Here is a 16,702-nt window from a genome sequence, read left to right on the forward strand (position 1 = left end):
CCGTGAACTACCAGGACATTAAAGGCAAGACAGTGGTCGTTACCGGCGCCGATGGCTTCATCGGCAGCCACGTCACCCAGCGCCTCATCGCCGAGGGCGCCAACGTGCGCGCCCTCTGCGTGTACAACTCCAACGGCTCCTACGGCTGGCTGGACGAGCTGAGCCCGGCAGAGCGTGACGCCGTGGACCTGCAACTCGGCGACATCCGCGACTCGGAATTCGTCTCGGACCTGGTCAAGGGCTCCGACGTCGTCCTCCACCTTGCCGCGCTGATCGCCATCCCGTACTCCTACCAGGCGCCCCGCTCCTATGTGGAGACGAACGTCGTCGGAACCCTGAACGTGCTCGAAGGCGTGCGGCGCCACGGCGTCGGCCGCCTGGTCAACACCTCCACGTCCGAGGTCTAYGGCACCCCCAAGACTGTCCCGATCACGGTCGACAATGAACTCCGCGGCCAGTCGCCGTACAGCGCAACGAAGATCGCCGCGGACAAGCTGTGCGAGGCCTGGGCCAGCTCCTTCGAGACGCCCGTGGTCGTCCTGCGCCCGTTCAACACCTACGGCCCCCGGCAGTCCGCCCGCGCGGTCATCCCCACCGTGCTCCAGCAGATGGTGGCCGGCGCCGAAAAGATCCACCTCGGATCGTTGACCCCGCGCCGCGACTTCACCTTTGTCTCGGACACTGCGGACGGCTTCTTCAAGGCCGCAACGGCTGACATCCCGCTGCAGGGCCAGGTCATTCAGCTCGGCACCGGCCACGACGTCACCATCGGTGAACTCGTGGAAATGTCCGCCAAGGTCACCGGCTCGACCGCCGAAATCATCACCCAGGACGAGCGCGTCCGGCCCGAGGCCAGCGAGGTCATGCGCCTCCTCTCGGATCCCTCCCAGGCCCTCGCGGAACTTGGCTGGGCACCCCAGGTCAGCCTCGAAGACGGTCTGCGCCAGACCGCCGAGTGGATCCAGGCCCGCGGCGTTGACGCGTCCGCAGCCGCGAAATACTCCCGCTAAACACCCGCCAGAAAGGCACACCGTGACGCGAGTCCCCCTAGCCATCCCCAACATCGGCGCCCGCGAGGCGGAGCTGATGAACGAAGCCATCAGTTCCGGTTTCGTCTCCTCCGTGGGGCGCTTCGTGAGCGAGTTCGAGACCCGCTTCGCCGAATACGTTGGCGCCAAGTACGCCGTGGCCTGCGCCTCGGGCACGGCCGCGCTGCATATCGCCATGCGACTGGCCGACATCCAGCCGGGGGACATGGTGGCCGTCTCGGACTTCACCTTTATGGCGAGCTCAAACGCGGCGTCGTACCAGTTCGCGGAACTGCTCCTGGTCGACTCCGACGCCGAGTCCTGGTGCATGGATGTCGACCTGCTCCGCAAGGAACTTGAGCGCCGGAAGGCGGCGGGGGAGAAGCTCCCGAAGGCCATCGAAATCGTGCACATCCTCGGCCAGCCTGCCGACGTCGCCGCTGTCGTGGAACTTGCCCGCGAATACGGGATCATTGTGATCGAGGACGCCGCCGAGGCGCTCGGCGCCACCTGGACGTCCGGCCCGCTGGCCGGCCGTCACGTGGGAACCGTCGGCGACATGGGCGCGTTCTCGTTCAACGGCAACAAGATCATGACCACCGGCGGCGGCGGCATGTTCACCACCGACGACGAGGAACTGGCGCGCCGTGCCAAGCACCTCTCGACCCAGGCCCGTATGCCCGACCGCGGCTACCTGCACGACGAGATCGGCTTCAACTACCGGCTGACCAACATCGCAGCCGCGCTCGGCGTCGCCCAGCTTGAACGCCTCGACGATTTCGTTGCCGCCAAGCGGGCCGTCGCCAAACGTTACAACGACGCGTTCGCCGGAACGGCCATCCAGACGCCGCCGACCCTCCCCGGACAGGAGTCGACCTACTGGCTGTACTCGATCCAGGTTCCGGCGGAGCGCGGGCCGGGTGCCCGCGATGAGCTCCAGGACTTCCTGGCCGAGGTGGACATCGAGTCCAGGTCGCTATGGCGGCCCCTGCACATGCAGCCGCCACTGAAGAACGAGCCCTTGCTGGGCGGTGCCGTCGGCGAAGATCTCTTCGCCCGGGGCCTGTCCCTGCCGTGCTCGACCGAGCTTACGGAAGCCGATCAGAAGCGCGTAATCGACCGGGTCCACGAATGGCTTCAGCTCAACGGTGGATGATGTAGCCGGCAGCGCCGACCGCCCGGGGACAGCCGAGCCGGCTTCCCGGACGGGACGCAACTCGGTGCTTTACCTCGCCGGGGCCCTGATGCAGGGCCTCGGCGTGTTCCTCGTCCAGCCTTTTGCGCTCCATGTGCTCAACAGCGACGTCAAATGGCAGGAACTGTTCCTGTCCGTGTCGCTGATCCAGGTGGGCGTGGTCCTGGCTGCGGCCGGCCTTCCGCTGGCCATCACCAAGGCCTGGTTCGACCCGGACGGGCCCTCGAAGGCCCGATCCATCAGCGGACTGCTGACCGTGGGCGGAATTCTCGTCGGCGCCCTGGCCGCCGCCGTCTACTGGGCTGCGGCGGGCGCCGGTCATTCCACGAGCTTTGTCATTGCACTGGCGGCGATGGGACTGCAGTCCGCCGTGCTGGCGGCCCAGGCCATCCTCCGGGCCCAGGGCCGGGCGATCATGTTCGTCGTCTTGAGCCTGTGCTCGTCGATGGCGGCCTACGTCGGCGGGCTCGCCGCCATGCTGGTCTTCGGCGCGGAACCGGAAATCTTCATGGCCGGCTATGGGCTGCTGGTCCTGCTCAGTGCAGTGCTTTCTGTCGCCGTCGCCCGGCCCGCGCCGCCCTTTGCCCACCGGGGCGCCGCCAAAGAGGCTCTCGCGATCGGCCTGCCCGTCCTTCCCCATACCGGCGCGCTGATGCTGCTGACCCAGGGGGCGGCGTTCCTGCTGGCCCTCACGGCCGCCAATGGTGTCTCCGGTGACTACGGCAAGGTCCAGATTTTCGTACTCGGCACGGTGACGCTGCTCGGCGCCCTGAACAACGCCTGGGTCCCGGCGCTGATGTCTGTGCGCGGCAACGCAAGGGTCGCCAGGATGCGCTCGACCATGACGACGGCGAGCCTGGCCGGGCTGGCCATCATCGTTGTCGCTGCCGCCGGAGCGAACCTCGTGACCCACGTGATGGCCGGCGGCAAGGAAAGCCTGATCCCGGTGGCGCAAATCATGCCTCTGATCGGGCTCGGCTACGTCCTGTACCTCAACGCCTCCACCCTCTTGTTTGCCGACAATGCCACCTGGTGGCTCTCCATCGTCACCCCGACCGTCCTCGGCGTCGGCGTGCTGCTCGCGCTGTGGCCGGCGACGCACGGGGACCTCGTCGGCATGGCCGTGGCGTCCGTGGCAACGTTCTTCCTGCTGGGCTGTGCGTATTTCCTCGTTGCACGGCGGCGCGCCGCCGGTGGCTGGGCGCTCAAGGTCTATGGCGCCTGCTGCCTGGCCGCGGTGGCCTACGTGGCTGTCCTCCTGCTCCTGCCCCGGGATATCCTGACGGGCGTAATAACCGTCGCGGTAGTGGGTGCGGTAATGGCCGCGGCCGCCATCATCTGGCGGGCCCGCGCCCGCCGCGCCACCGCGGTAGCCCAGAGTCGAAAGGAACAGATCCTTGACTGACGCACCGCCAGTGGTGGAACGGACCGGAGCGCCGTCGGCCAAGCCTGCCCCCGGCCCCATCATCTTTTTCGACTTCGCCCGCGGGGTTTCCGCCCAGGCGGTGGTCCTGGGCCACGCGCTCAACATCTTTGTGCCCGGGATTTTCATGGTCCCCGGACAACGGGTGTTCTACATGCAGTCCTTCGCCGTGATCATCTTTTTTGTACTGTCCGGCTTCCTGATCACCAGCGCCGTCCTCAAGAAGAAGTCCCAGCCCGGCTTCACGTTCGGCTCGTACCTCATTGACCGGATCGCGCGGGTGGTCTATCCGCTCGTCCCGGCCCTGTTCCTGATCACCGTGTTCGACTTCCTCGTCCTCCACGGCTCGACCAAGTTGCCCTTCATCAAGATCGACCTCAGCCCGCAGACGATTGCCGGCAACTTCCTGCTGCTGTTCAACCACCCGATCCTCCAGGAACTGGCGCCCCGGCTGCGGATGCCGTGGATCAGCGTGGGTCCGGTCGGTTCGGGCGCCCCGCTCTGGTCAGTGGTGGCCGAGTGGTGGATCTACGTGGCGTTCGGCCTCCTGGCCTTCGCGGCCATCCGCCGGATGAAACTGGGCGTCGGCAGCGCCCTCCTGCTGGTGTTCGCCATTGCCGTTCCCGTTGGCTACATGGCGAAGGGCGGCTACGAGTCCCTCGCCTGGATCATCGGAATGCTCTATGCAATGGCTGCCGCGCAGCTGCGCAAGCTGCCGGCCTCGTTCCACGGGATGCTCGCCATCCTGGCGACGGCAGGCTTCCTGGTGTCCCTGTATTACGGCGGGCAAAACCTGCATGCGGCCAGCGCCATCGGCACCGCCTCCGTGGCATTTTGCCACCTGTACTTTTGGCTGTCCGGCCGCAAGGAGCGAGCCGCGGCGGCGCCGAACTTTGATGGTGCGCGGCCGGCTCCGGCGACCCAGTGGTTTAACAAGGCCAGCGTCTTCCTGTCCAGCTTCAGCTATTCGCTGTACCTGATCCACTTCTCGGTCATCACCTACCTCTGGTTCTACCTGCACGACCGCCTCAGTGCGTGGCAGCTGATTCCGCTGGCGCTCGTGGTCAGCAATGTGCTGGCCTACGGCTACTTCCTCCTGGTGGAACGGCACTTCCACAAGGTGGGAAAGTTCCTGAAAGCACGCCTGCTCAGGTAGGGACGGATGCGGCGGTAACAACCCGGGCGGCGAGCCGGATTGGATCTTCAACGAAGGTACTATTCGTGTGGGGGATTTCCAGGATCACCCTGAAGACTGATATCGGCTTGCTAGTTGTTTGGGGATCATGATCGTGACCGACCACGTTAGTGTCTGGAAATACCGGCTGCAACACGGCTCGGCGCATGCCGGCCTCGCGTTGTTGTTCATCCTGGCGGTCATGCTCATGGGGCCCGGCGTCGTCTGGGGCGACACTGTCCAGTACATCAGAATCGCCGACCAGCTGCAGGGCATCCCCTCGGACCAGGCGTGGCTGCACGCCTTCACGGAATTCTGCAAAAACCCGTCCGTGCCCTACAAGGGGACCCTCGAGAACTGCATCACCAAGACGGTTGCCGGCCGCGGCCCGGTGATCGGCTGGGTGGACCGGAACCCCCAGTACCAAGCCATCTTCACCCCAAGGGTGGGTTTCCCGCTCCTGTCGATTCCCTTCATGCGGCTCCTCGGCGAGCGTGAGGGCATGTGGCTGGTCGCCGTCGCCGGAACAGCCATCGCAGGGCTGCTTATGGCCCGGCTGGCACGGATGGCYGGGCTCAACCTGGTGCCGTCCCTCCTGGTCCAGGCCGCCTTCTACGCCCTGCCCGCCAGCATCCCGCACGGTGTCGCCCTGCTGGCGGAGGGTCCGACACTTGCCTCCGCCCTGGTCATGGCCATCGGCATGGCCCACGTACTGCGGGGCTCCCGGGGTCGGGGGACGGCCCTGCTGGTGCTCGGGCTGGGATTGGTGTTTTTCTTCAAGTACTCCTCCGCCGTGCTGCTATGCCTGAGTTTCCTGCTGGTCTTCGTCGGCCTGTTGATCTTCAAGACCTACCGCCGCTACAGCCAGATACGCCTGGGCATCGTCATCGCGACCGTCTTGATCGTGACCTCGCTGGCCGTCAACGGACTGTTTGGCTTCCCGGGCCTCAACGAGAGCCTGCAGGACACTTTCACCGACCACTTCCGGCACCCGCCGGTGGACGATCCGTTCAGCCTGCTGATCGTGCTGGAGGGGGACTTCCTGTGGAGGTTCCTGATGGATCTCCCGGCCAACGCTGCGTATCTCCTTGTCTTCGTTGCGGGTGTGTGGGGATACGTGCGCGCCATGCGCGAGAAACTGTTGCCGCCGGCCGGCTGGGCTGGAGTGGCGCTGTCCCTCTACGGAATCCTCAGCGTCGTCGGACACCCGGTTTACACGCAGGCAGAGCGCCTGGGCTCCAGCCTCTGGGTCGGCGTCGCCATTGGCATAGGCTTGCTGGCCAGGTCGGTGACTGATCGGGTCCGGCAACGGAAGAGGTTACCTCAGCACCTGGCGGGGAGCGGAAGCCCGATCTAGCCCGGGCGCCCTGCCGCAAAGATGGAAATGGCCGGGTGAAAGTCCAATGACTTTCGCCCGGCCATTCCCGTCGACTCTGGGATCTTCGCCTAGAAGTAGGCCACCTTGACGCCGGACGCGGTCCAGGTCATTGTCCCTCCCTGGAAACGAACTGTCTTGTACCCGGCGTAGGAGATTGCGGCCTGCGTGGGGTAACCGAGCTTGCCCATCTGCCAGCCGGCCACGCGCCACTGGCTCATGTATGGTTCGTTCACGGCGTGGGCGCCGCTCGCCGCCGTCCAGTAGATGTTGCCCCCGCTGAAGGGCTGGTAGCAGCCGCTTCCGTAAAGTCCGCAGACCACCGAACCCTTCGGGTAGCCGATTCCGCGCTGCCAGGCTGCTTCACCCCACCCCTTCCAGTAGGCGCCGGTGACGGCGTGGGCTCCGGTGGCGGCGCTCCAATAGATGTTGCCGCCGGTGAAGGGCTGGTAGCAGCCGCCGTTGTAGAGTCCGCAGCTGACGGTCCCCGTGGGGTAGCCGATCTTCGGCTGGAATCCGGCGCGCTGCCAGCCCTTCCAGTACTCGCCGGTGACGGCGTGGGCTCCGGTCGCGGAGCTCCAGTAGATGGTGCCGCCGGCAAACGTCTGGTAGCACCCGCCGCCGTACTGCCCGCAAACGGCCTCGTTGGTGGGGTAGCCGATGGTTGTTTGGAAGCGGACCTCTTTCCAGCCATTCCAGAAGGCTCCGGTCACCGCGTGGGCTCCCGTGGCGGATGACTGGTAAATGTTGCCGTTGCTGAAGGACTGGTAGCAGCCGCCGCCATAAAGCCCGCAGGTGACGTCGTTGGTGGGGTAGCCGATCTTGGTCTGCCAGCCGGCCCGCCCCCACGCCGCCCAGAAGTCGCCGGTCACGGCATGGGCGCCGGTGGCGGCGGACCAGTAGATGTTGCCGCGGGTGAATTCCTGGTAGCAGCCGCCGCCGTAAAGCCCGCAGTTCTCGTTGGATTTGGGGTACCCGATGCCGTCTTGCCAGCCTGCTGCTTTCCAGGCGGCCATGTAGGAATTCTTCACGACAAACGTCCCCACGCCGGGGGTGTTGTAGGCGTTGCCGCCCTGGAAAGTCTGGTGGCACGTGGTTGTGGTGGTGGGGCAGGTGGCGTCGCTGGTGGCGTAGCCGATTCCTGTCTGCCATCCGGCTTTGCCCCAGGCAGTCCAGTAGGCCCCGGTGACCGGATGCGCCCCCGTCGCGGAGGTCCAGTAGATGTTGCCGTTGGTGAAGGCGCGGTAGCAGCCGTTGCCCACGAGCCCGCAGATCTCCGAGGTCGTTTTGGCTGCACCCAGCGGCCCCGTTGCACCGCCGGTGGCCACCCATTTGGCGTCGATTGCACCGTTGGAGCCGACAGTTCCGCGGGCGAATGACTGCAGCTGGGCTGTGGAACCGTTCCAGACGTTCGAGTCCCCATTATTGGCGAAGGGGCCGGTGCTGCTGAACTGCCAGATGCTGTAGGTGGACCAGCTGGTGGGGATCGGTCCGGCGTCGTTGGAGGCCTTGACCGGGTAGGAGGCCAGCCAGAGCGGGTTGTCGCCGAAGCCGAGGGGATTTCCGACGCAGTCCTTCCACCAGTAGTAGCCGGTGTAGATCACGGGCAGTCGACCCGTGAGTGCCTTCATGGTGTTGCTGAAGTCCTTGGCCCAGGCAGTCAGGGCCGCCCGGGACATGTCATAGCAGGCGTTGCCCTGGTAATACCCGTTGATGGTCCGGCCCTCGTACGGGTTGCCCTCGAAGTCGAGCACCGGCGGCATGGTGTGACCGTCGTTGGACCAGCCACCGCCGCTCTTGACGAAGATCCTTGCCTGGTCGGCCCCGGACGACGCCGCCGGGTTGGCGAAGTGGTAGGCGCCCCGGATCATGCCGACGCCGCGGGCACCGGTGTACTGCGAGCCGAAGAGCGGATTCGTGTAGTAGTTCCCCTCGGTCGCCTTGATGTAGGCAAAGCGGGCGCCGAGGTTCCATTGCTGCTGCCAGCTAATCGAGGCCTGGTGCTCGCTGACGTCCATGCCCTTGACACCGAACGTCGGCGTCCAGGTGCCCTCGGTCGCCAGCGCCTGGGTGGTGGCCTTGTCCCCGGTGGACGTGGCGGCGGAAAGTCCTGCCCCGCCCATTTCCGCTCCGCCGGTACGGGTTGCGGCCGCCATGGCGGCGCGGTAGGCCTCGGATGTCCGGTCGACAGTCACCGGCGCGGTGCTCACGGACGGCGACGGTGCTGGAGAGGACGACGGCGCCGGAGCGGCCGGGGCCGGGGCAGGCGTTGGGGAGATGGTCGGGGCCGGCGTGCTCGCCGTGGGCGCCGGCGTCGCCGTTGTGGTCGCCGCGGGTGTGGGTTCAACGGCGGCGGCGGGCGTCACAAGTCCCGGGGCGGCAAGAAGGGAGGCGGCCAGAAGCACGGCTCCGATCCGGCTGCCGAGTAGGCTCAGGGGTGGAAGTTGGGTCCGTTTCATTTGCCGCTCCGGAACAACACGCTCATGGCAGTGTCATAGTGATCCCACGCCCGGGTGCCATGCAGGAGGCAGCTGTCCGGGATGTGAGAATGTCTGACTTGTCGCGCCCACCCTAACACCGCCGCCAAGCGTGAACCAGAGTGCCTCGTGTTACTAGTGAGGCAATTGTTATGAATCGGGGAATCTGTTTTCCACATAGATCCGGCCGCGCCCTTGTCCGTCGGCCCGGGCGCCTCTAGCTTTAACCCAGTTGCACTGCCCCAGGGGGATGGGTAGCGGTCATGTTGGGGGCACCGTGGAAGCTGTGCGCATCGTCGAGGACGAAGTCCGTGAGTTGATCCGTCGCCGCGGCCTTGATCCGCTGCGGCAAAGCGGGGAAGTCCGCCGCCTCGTGGAGGAGGCGATCAGCGACTACGACGAGCGCGCGCTGCTCGCACCGCTTCCGCCCATCGGCCCGCTGGAGCAGGCCCGGAGATTTGTCTTCGACGCTGTGGCGGGATTCGGGGCGCTGCAGCCGTTGCTCGACGATCCGGCCATCGAAGAGATCTGGCTCAACGCCCCGGATGAGATTTTCGTCGCGCGCAACGGTGAATCCGAGCTGACCTCCATCGCCCTGACGGACCAGCAGGTGCGCAACCTGGTGGAGCGGATGCTGAAGAGCTCCGGGCGGCGGCTGGATATTTCCTCCCCGTTTGTGGACGCGGCCCTGCCGGACGGCTCGCGGCTCCACGTCGTCATCCCCGACGTGACCCGGCGGCACTGGGCGGTCAATATCCGCAAATTCGTGGTCAAAGCCAGCCGGCTCGAACACCTCGTGGACCTGGGCACCCTCACCCCGCAGTCGGCCCGCTTCCTCGGCGCCGCCGTGGCAAGCGGGCTCAACATCCTGGTTTCCGGCGCGACCCAGGCCGGAAAAACCACCATGCTCAATTGCCTGGCCGCGAGCATCGGCACGCGCGAGCGGGTGGTCACGGTGGAGGAAATCTTTGAACTCCAGTTCCCGCTGCGCGACGTCGTCGGGCTGCAGTGCCGGCAGCCCAACCTGGAGGGCGAAGGCGAGATCCCCATGCGCCGGCTCGTCAAGGAGGCCCTGCGGATGAGGCCGGACCGGCTCGTGGTCGGCGAGGTCCGCGAGGCCGAAAGCCTGGACATGCTCATTGCCTTGAATTCGGGGCTGCCGGGAATGTGCACGATCCACGCAAATTCGGCCCATGATGGGACACGTAAGAAAAAGCGTGCACCTCGTGGACGCATCCGCCGGCCTTCTGCAGGACTACAGCGTCGGCTCAGCGCGGCGCGGAGGTTCGGCTGGCGTGGATAGCCGCTGCAGGGACCGGGGCTAGCTTAGAGTTTTGGCATGCCTATTTCCCGGACCGTCCAATGGACTCTGCTCACCGACCCCAAGAAAGCTCTGGAGGCTCTCTCCGTTGCAGTCCTCAAAGCCAAGTTCAAACTTGAGTCTCTGACCCCGGACGAAATCCGTATCGACGTACCTCGCGCGATTCTCCTCGACCGATGGGCAGCGAAAATCAAGGGGACCATTACTCCCGAGGGTGACAAGACGCACATCGAGTGGACGGTCGAGGGTCTGGGAGACAAGCACTACGCGCACCTAGTCAAAATCTCCAAAGGGCTCCCGGACGGCATGCTCGATGATCATGGCGTGACGTCCCTGATCCCCAAGACGCTGGGCTTCGCCTTTGCCATAGGCGAGATTACTTATCTTCCGAACATTCTGGACAGGGGCGAAACGGTTCTGGCGATGGCGGTCGGCAAGGTCGCAGATAAAACCGCGCTGGGGGTTGCGACAAGCCGCAGGGTGCTCTTCTTGGAGAAGGGCATGATGACTCCACGCGAATCATTGACTGCTTTCGACCTGAGCGCCATTCAGACAGTGCACACGGCCAAGTCGGCCTCGGGGGAGTCATTGACGGTCACCTACTCTGGGATGACCGCCCTCATGACGAATATCGCCCATGGCTCGGGTGACGCACTGGCCCTAGCAATCCGGACAGCCAAAGCTGAGAGCGCTGTTCCTGCGGATACCGCACCGCCCCAGGCGCCGCAACCGGATGTCATTGGGCAGCTCGAACGCCTCGCCACACTTCGTTCTAACGGGATCCTCACCGAGGAAGAATTCCAAGAACAGAAATCAGCCCTTCTGACTCGGAGCTGAGGGCGCCGGCTCTCACAGGCGGTTCCCAAGACCAGGTGGCCGTTGTGGTCGGTTGACCCTGCACGATGGCTGAATATGCCAACGCATTTTAGGACTACTGTGACGGCCTGATCCGGAACCACCCTAGGTGGGGGCTCGGTCGACCCGGAATCTCTCATCCCTCCCAGACGTCGCCCCCCGCCCACCAAGGTGACCGTCGCCAACCCGATCCTGCAGCTGGTCGCGTCCTTCCTGGACGAGCCCGACATCGTTCGCGGGGTCGCGTTCAACGACGGCCAGGACACCAGCTCCGCCGTCCAGATCGACCACGTCTTCCCGCTCAGCGACGCCTGACAGAAGGGCGCCCAGCAACTGTCCGCCGCGACCCGCAAGCAGCTCGCCATCGACTCGCTGAACCTGCTCGCCGCCGACGGCCCCGCCAACTCCGCGAAGGGTGCCAAGGATGCTGCTTCCTGCCTCCCGTCGAACAAGGAGTTCCGGTGCGAATACGTCGCCCGGCAGGCCGCGGTGAAGGCCAGGTACAAGCTCTGGATGACGCCCGCCGAGCACGACGCAATCGCCGGCATCCTCACCACCTGCAAGTAATCGCCCCGGTGTCGTGTAAGTTCATGCGCGGGGGACCGCGAGCACTCGTCGGACCTAAACACTCCGAGAGAAAGCAGCATCCATGAAGATTTCCCGTGCCACGACAATTCTGGCCTCTGCGGCCCTGGCTACCGTCCTGCTCAGTGGCTGCGGMGGAGGAGCGCCGGCGGACGGCGGCTCGTACAAGACCGCAACGGAGCTCAAGGACGCTTTCGTGAAGGCCGGCGGCAAATGCGACAACTGGGAGGCCCACAACAAGACGTCGTTGGCGACAACGTCAGGTTCCTGTGGCGACGACTTCGCCCTCGGCGTGTACGAGGACTCTAAGAACCTAGACACGACAACCGGGGTATTCAAGAAGCTGGGCATCAGCGCGGTAATCGGCAAGAACTGGGTCATGTCCGGCGTAGATGCAGCCTCCGCCCACAAGTTGCTCGGCGGGGAACTCATCGCCAAGAAGTAGACCAGCCTCTGCAAAGCGCCCCGCACCGGGTTCGGTGCCGGGCGCTTTGTCGTTGTCGGTCGTCGACCCTGATCTGCGCATCACCGCCAATGAACAACGCCCGCCGCGAATCGTCCGGAGTGCCCGGGTCGCCGCGACCCCGACCCCGGTTAACTATGCGCTCAGGTCCCTGAACGCCGCTGACCGACCTCCACGCTGGGCCGGTTCGAGGAGCGCATCCGCCGCGAGGAAGCCACCGTCTGCGGCAAGCAGGAACTCGCCGCGTCATCGTTGGAGGCCCAGTTCGATTCGCTCGAAGACCTCGGGGAGCAGACCGAGATCGAAGCCCGCCTCGCGGCCCTGAAATCCTGCGGCGCGCAGAAGGCCGTCGACTACTAGGACCCGCCGCCTCCAGCAGCCCCGGGACAACCCGTTCCGGGGCTGTCCTGCGTTGGCGTCACAGAGGGGCCCGGATTACCGGGGGACCACGTAAGCTGACACCGGCGATCCGTCCTGTCCGCATCAGCGCGGTCGCCCACGGATCCGTCACTCGCACCGCAGGAGAAACCATTGAACACTGAAGGCCACATGAGCCCGCCGGCCATTCCCGGCACAGATGCCGGAAACGGCGCCTACGCTTACCCGGGGTACGGCTACCCGCAGAAGCCGAAAGCCTCCGGAATGCGCATCGGCACCGGTGTCGTCGCTATCGTTCTCGCCGTCGTGGGTATCCTCTTCGCCTGCGCATTCCTCTTCCAGAAGAGCGCGTACGGCGCCAGCACGCCGTTCAACGGGTGGATGAACTTCTTCCTCATCGTCGGATCCGTCGGCTCCCTGGTCACCGGCATCGTCATCCTTGCCAAGCAGCGCAAGCGCGGCGGGGCAACGCCCTGGCTCGTTACTTCCTTCGCGGCGCTCGTCGTGATCGCGTGCTTGGGATTCATGAGCTCACGCTCCATGGGCCTTCCCGGCGCGCCCGTTATCACCCTGCCTTTTGCTCTCGCCGCAACCGCGTTGGCGATTCTCGTCATTGTCCTGGAGAAATCACGTCGCTAACTCAGTCCAGCAAAGGACGAAAGCCTCGGATCCGTGGAGGAGCCGGGGCTTTCGTCATCCCCCGCCCGAGGCACGCCGCCCGGTGGAATTCCGCCTAAGGCCCTAAAGCGCCCCTGGAACTGGATCGTAAACCCGCCAACACCTTATGCAGACCTCCTGGCCGACGTGCTGGAAAACCGGCTTTAGGGACGGATCGTCATTGCCTCCCAGCCACGGTCTGCAACGAAGGCAGCTGCAGTGCCGAAGCCCAGCGAGCCAGCCGGCAAACCTTTTGCCTCCGGAACGGGAGTCGCTTAGGAAGCGCCGCCCGGGTAGGAGCGTCCGAGGACAATGGCGAGGGGTGTCAGCGGTCGCTCCTGTTATCAGTCGATGCACCGAGCTCATGGCACAACTTGCCGTGACACCGAGAACTTCGGTTCAGGCTCCTGATGCTGTCCGCAGGCGCTTGGGGGGCTGACCACGTCCGGATCATGGCTGCACCGAGCTGGGGACGCGCCGGGACTGCTAACGTTGGCTCGCCCACTGTCGTCAGCGTTTTCGAAAGGTCGCTCCATGGCTCTTGATCTCGATTGCTCCAACTGCCAGACTGACGACCACGTCGAGCTCGTCGAACGGCTGACAGGCACACAGAAGAAGCTCAAGTGCTCCAAGTGCGGACAGGAGTGGCTCCGCGGGGAGCCTGCCCGGCAGCCGCGGCCCTTGCCGACCTTGGAGGAGATCAAGAAGCGGTTCCCGAAGCCCGGGGACGTGGATCCGGAGAGGCTGGTGCGGGCCAACGACCTCAAGGCCGAGTTTCTCCGCCGCGAGCCTGAGCCGGTGCCCAACGTCGCCCCCTACTGGGCCAGGTACCAGAAGGTGTTCAGCGCCTCGGGCCTGTGCCTATGCGACCCACAAGGCCTAAAGGACTTTGCCAACTCCAACGTCGGTGCGAATCCAGGGAATATGTCTGTCTTCAACGAAGCATGGAAGGAAATGGGAGCCGAGGCCGCCGCGGCTCAGGTCCGCAAGACCATCGAGTATCTGCTGCGCGGCACAGCACCCATGGCTTTGGAGGAGCGCCTCACTGCCCTCATCACCGACGCTACCCCCTGGTCGACGAAGGGCTTCAAAGAGTCGCTGCTTACCAAGGTCCTGTGCATCGTCTATCCCGACAGGTTCCTGACGATCCTCATGTACACGGGGCTGGCCGGGAAGCGCGAGATTGCCCGTTCGCTCTGGGGTCTCGAGCTTCCCGACCCTGAGACGACCACCTGGACCAGAGGACGTCTCATTCTGTGGAGCAACGACCTGCTGCTGGCGCTGCTCGGTCAAGGCTTCCGCCACCAGCAGCACGCCGCCGAATTCCTGTGGTGGGCCAAGGACAAGGCCTAGCCGTAGCTGCTTCGGCAAGTCACCAGCTAGGCACGCCGATGTTAGATTGGATCTCCGTTCCCAACAGCCAAACTACTGGAAGCATGCCCGCGAGGTCAGCCACAGACGCCGGTGCTCCCACCCAGGGGCTCGCCTGTCGTTGGAAGTTGCTAAATCAGGCGCGGCGCAGCAGCTCTTGCCGCTTCCATTCGAACTCTTCGGGGGATACGAGGCCTTTGTCCCGGAGCCGGGCCAGCTCCTCGATCTGCGAGGCCGCCGTCGGCACGACAACAGGGGCTCGGTTTATCTGGCCCGAACGGATCACTGCCTGGATCAGGAAGCTGGCGAGCAGGACGATGATTCCGAGGACGATGAGCGTCCAGGTCAGGGCTGTCGCGCCAGCGATGCTGTCACGGCATTGGGCGGCATAATTTGTGACGCCAAGACCGTACTCGGGGGCAATCGCGTCCATATATGCGGCCACGCTGTCTGGTTTGAACGGGGCGCCACAATTCGCGCCAGCCGCAGAGAGACCGCGAAGCAGGCCCGCGACGATCAGGGCGGCGCCGGCGCCGATGCCCCAAAACCAGCCGGATCCTGGCTTCCGGACTGGGGAAGCGGCAACCGCCATTGTCTCAAAGGGGGCCGCTGGTCCAGGGTGGCCTGGCTGCAGGGGCGTGATGGTTTTCTGCACATCCGGGCTCAGAGCAAAGCCATCCCGGACGGAACCCCACGCGGTGCCGTCAAAGTAGGCAACAGCTGCCGGATTCTGAACGTGCGCGTACCAGCCAGGCTGCATAGTGTCTCCCCATTTTCGAGCGGAAGCACAAATCCAGCGTGGTGCTGATTGGCCGGATCCGCTGGACCTCCAACAGAATACAGCGGGGCTACCCACCCGTCGTGCAGTGGGCCGTCATGACCCATGGCTAAATCTTCGGCCAACTCCACGACTGCGTGATCCAAGCCGGCCGGCGCGCAGGTACCGCAGTGGGGGCCGGAACGGCCTCCGGGACCAGGCACGATAGGTGAGTGTTGCGCGCCCTCCCGCGCCCGGAGAAATGTAAACCCGGGCTAAAACCACAAATTAGGCGTCGACGATGGGACAGGTATGAAAAAGCGTGTACTAAATCGACGTAGCCGCCGGCTTGCTGCAGGGCTACCTCCAAGACCGCGCCACGCAGGCGGTCCTGACGTTTGCCTGGGACTGCAGGGAACGGGTTCACGACTGGAGTCGCCAGGCTCGTCCGAAAGCGGAGGAGCTCGGCACTCCCCGCCGGTTCCGGGGCTTCTCATGTTCCATTCGCGATGGCTCCAGCAGGACTGCAGCCGCCGGTACCATCATCAGCCCACGAGACTCAAGGCCGCCTTGCCGGTTCAGCCGGTTCTGGTGACCGCCTTGCTCGCCGGCTGTGCGGTTACACCACCGCCGCCCCGGATGCTTCGGATGGCGTAGGCCCAGTTTCCTGCCGGGCCAGCTTCCTGCCGTGCTTGACGACACGAAACTTCGGGCTCTGTGGCATGCGCATGCCCGTGACAGCGTTGTTCTCAAAGGACAGCACTGAGCACCGTCGTTCAGAGTCGATGAGGCCCATTGCGCACAACCGCAGCTTTTACCTGGGAACATACTTCTTGGGAGTGCGGGCCGCCGTGGACGAGTCCGACGGTAATGTGTTCGTTTCCGTAGGCAGCCGCCGCGACGCCGCTATCGAACACGAACTGTGAGATATGGCCGAGCTGAATAGCAATCATCTCGGGAGGGCCATCATTCATCTGTTCTCCCTTCACAGGCTTCAGGGCGAAGATGAGCCGACGGTCTGTAAGAACCATATAGCCACCGCCTTTCCATGTCTCGACGCAACGGGTTAAGGCAGAAACGGTCTCATCGGCCGGGAGGCCCTCGTTGAGAGTGAGAAGTACCGGTAAGATCTTCGCTTCCTGCAGCAGACCGTTGCATGCGTCAGCTGGCGCAGCTTCAAACACTTTTCGAATATCGGAGCGCAAACTCGACGGCAGAGAGAAAAGTTGTGGTTCTGGAGCTGATTTTTTGCCGAAAAGTCCCATCTCGCACTCCTAAGTTGGTGGACCCAAACAGTAGCGACAACCGGCAGCCTGTACAAGGGGCAGGAACTTGTCAGCCTCTATGCAACGCTGAGCAACGGCGATAGCACCGCTCTTGAGGAGTCCCTCGTGGCACGGGACTCTTTATAACTGGGCTTTGCCGCGTTGAACCGGCGCCTCGGCCGGGGAGCCAGGATCGCGGCGGTCGATGAGATCGCCGACGCCCTGGACGTCGGCCGGTCCACCGCCCGCGCGTACGTCCTCAAGATCAAGGAATACACAGTCCTGGTCGCGCAGCAGGAGTTCGCGATCACCGAGGACGACCTCTAGGCCGGACACGCGAAGGGAAGGGGCGGCAGCTGCCACTGCCGCCCCTCTTGT

General features: G+C 64.8%; 14 protein-coding genes and 2 pseudogenes. 13 read left to right on the plus strand and 3 right to left on the minus strand.

From position 1 onward, the window contains the following. The first annotated feature begins 2 nt into the window (after positions 1–2). The 5 genes from AC1DGE_RS06370 (at position 3) to AC1DGE_RS06390 (ending at position 6,177) form a co-directional block, all read left to right on the plus strand. The gene (locus tag AC1DGE_RS06370) at positions 3–1,010 is read left to right on the plus strand and encodes an SDR family NAD(P)-dependent oxidoreductase (protein WP_441417287.1); all 1,008 of its coding nucleotides are present in this window, start codon (positions 3–5) and stop codon (positions 1,008–1,010) included. 22 nt (positions 1,011–1,032) lie between these two features. After that, entirely contained in the window at positions 1,033–2,184 is a 1,152-nt protein-coding gene (locus AC1DGE_RS06375) for an aminotransferase class I/II-fold pyridoxal phosphate-dependent enzyme (protein ID WP_441417288.1), read from the plus strand. Continuing rightward, on the plus strand, positions 2,177–3,628 hold the full coding sequence (locus AC1DGE_RS06380; protein WP_476917102.1) for a polysaccharide biosynthesis protein: 1,452 nt from the start codon (positions 2,177–2,179) through the stop codon (positions 3,626–3,628). The genes AC1DGE_RS06375 and AC1DGE_RS06380 overlap by 8 nt, the downstream gene beginning before the upstream one ends. Beyond that, positions 3,621–4,802: an acyltransferase family protein gene (locus AC1DGE_RS06385; protein WP_476917103.1), complete on the plus strand. Its 1,182-nt coding sequence runs from the start codon at positions 3,621–3,623 to the stop codon at positions 4,800–4,802. Before AC1DGE_RS06380 ends, AC1DGE_RS06385 begins: the two co-directional genes overlap by 8 nt. A 133-nt stretch (positions 4,803–4,935) precedes the next feature. Continuing rightward, complete coding sequence (locus tag AC1DGE_RS06390) at positions 4,936–6,177, plus strand: hypothetical protein (RefSeq protein WP_476917104.1); 1,242 nt, start codon at positions 4,936–4,938, stop codon at positions 6,175–6,177. 89 nt (positions 6,178–6,266) lie between these two features. Here the strand turns inward: AC1DGE_RS06390 and AC1DGE_RS06395 are convergent, their stop codons facing one another. Beyond that, positions 6,267–8,405 (minus strand): GH25 family lysozyme, encoded by a 2,139-nt coding sequence (locus AC1DGE_RS06395; protein ID WP_476917105.1) that lies wholly within the window; start codon positions 8,403–8,405, stop codon positions 6,267–6,269. Positions 8,406–8,949: 544 nt separating this feature from the next. On the opposite strand from AC1DGE_RS06395, the gene AC1DGE_RS06400 reads away from it, so the two are divergent. The 7 genes and pseudogenes from AC1DGE_RS06400 to AC1DGE_RS06430 all read left to right on the plus strand — a co-directional run bounded on the left by AC1DGE_RS06400 (position 8,950) and on the right by AC1DGE_RS06430 (position 14,284). Then, positions 8,950–9,975 (plus strand): CpaF family protein, encoded by a 1,026-nt coding sequence (locus AC1DGE_RS06400; protein ID WP_476917106.1) that lies wholly within the window; start codon positions 8,950–8,952, stop codon positions 9,973–9,975. Positions 9,976–10,011: 36 nt separating this feature from the next. Next, positions 10,012–10,830: a PH domain-containing protein gene (locus tag AC1DGE_RS06405; RefSeq protein WP_476917107.1), complete on the plus strand. Its 819-nt coding sequence runs from the start codon at positions 10,012–10,014 to the stop codon at positions 10,828–10,830. A gap of 258 nt (positions 10,831–11,088) precedes the next feature. Further along, positions 11,089–11,415 (plus strand): annotated as a pseudogene (locus AC1DGE_RS06410) (HNH endonuclease family protein); the annotation flags it as partial. 82 nt (positions 11,416–11,497) lie between these two features. Next, positions 11,498–11,878 (plus strand): hypothetical protein, encoded by a 381-nt coding sequence (locus tag AC1DGE_RS06415; protein ID WP_476917108.1) that lies wholly within the window; start codon positions 11,498–11,500, stop codon positions 11,876–11,878. Positions 11,879–11,987: 109 nt separating this feature from the next. After that, positions 11,988–12,256: pseudogene (locus AC1DGE_RS06420) on the plus strand (PspA/IM30 family protein); the annotation flags it as partial. A 171-nt stretch (positions 12,257–12,427) separates the two neighbouring features. Further along, positions 12,428–12,913 carry a hypothetical protein gene (locus tag AC1DGE_RS06425; protein WP_476917109.1) on the plus strand — a complete coding sequence of 162 codons (486 nt, stop codon included), beginning with the start codon at positions 12,428–12,430 and terminating at the stop codon, positions 12,911–12,913. A 552-nt stretch (positions 12,914–13,465) separates the two neighbouring features. After that, positions 13,466–14,284: a hypothetical protein gene (locus AC1DGE_RS06430; RefSeq protein ID WP_476917110.1), complete on the plus strand. Its 819-nt coding sequence runs from the start codon at positions 13,466–13,468 to the stop codon at positions 14,282–14,284. 154 nt (positions 14,285–14,438) lie between these two features. On the opposite strand, the gene AC1DGE_RS06435 is transcribed toward AC1DGE_RS06430, so the two are convergent. Then, positions 14,439–14,747 carry an SHOCT domain-containing protein gene (locus AC1DGE_RS06435; RefSeq protein ID WP_476917111.1) on the minus strand — a complete coding sequence of 103 codons (309 nt, stop codon included), beginning with the start codon at positions 14,745–14,747 and terminating at the stop codon, positions 14,439–14,441. Between the two features lie 1,088 nt (positions 14,748–15,835). Further along, complete coding sequence (locus AC1DGE_RS06440) at positions 15,836–16,324, minus strand: hypothetical protein (protein WP_476917112.1); 489 nt, start codon at positions 16,322–16,324, stop codon at positions 15,836–15,838. A 162-nt stretch (positions 16,325–16,486) separates the two neighbouring features. Here AC1DGE_RS06440 and AC1DGE_RS06445 point away from each other — a divergent pair, with 162 nt between their 5' ends. After that, on the plus strand, positions 16,487–16,651 hold the full coding sequence (locus AC1DGE_RS06445; RefSeq protein WP_476917113.1) for a hypothetical protein: 165 nt from the start codon (positions 16,487–16,489) through the stop codon (positions 16,649–16,651). The last annotated feature ends 51 nt before the right edge of the window (positions 16,652–16,702 follow it).

Source organism: Arthrobacter sp. 05N425, assembly GCF_056397125.1.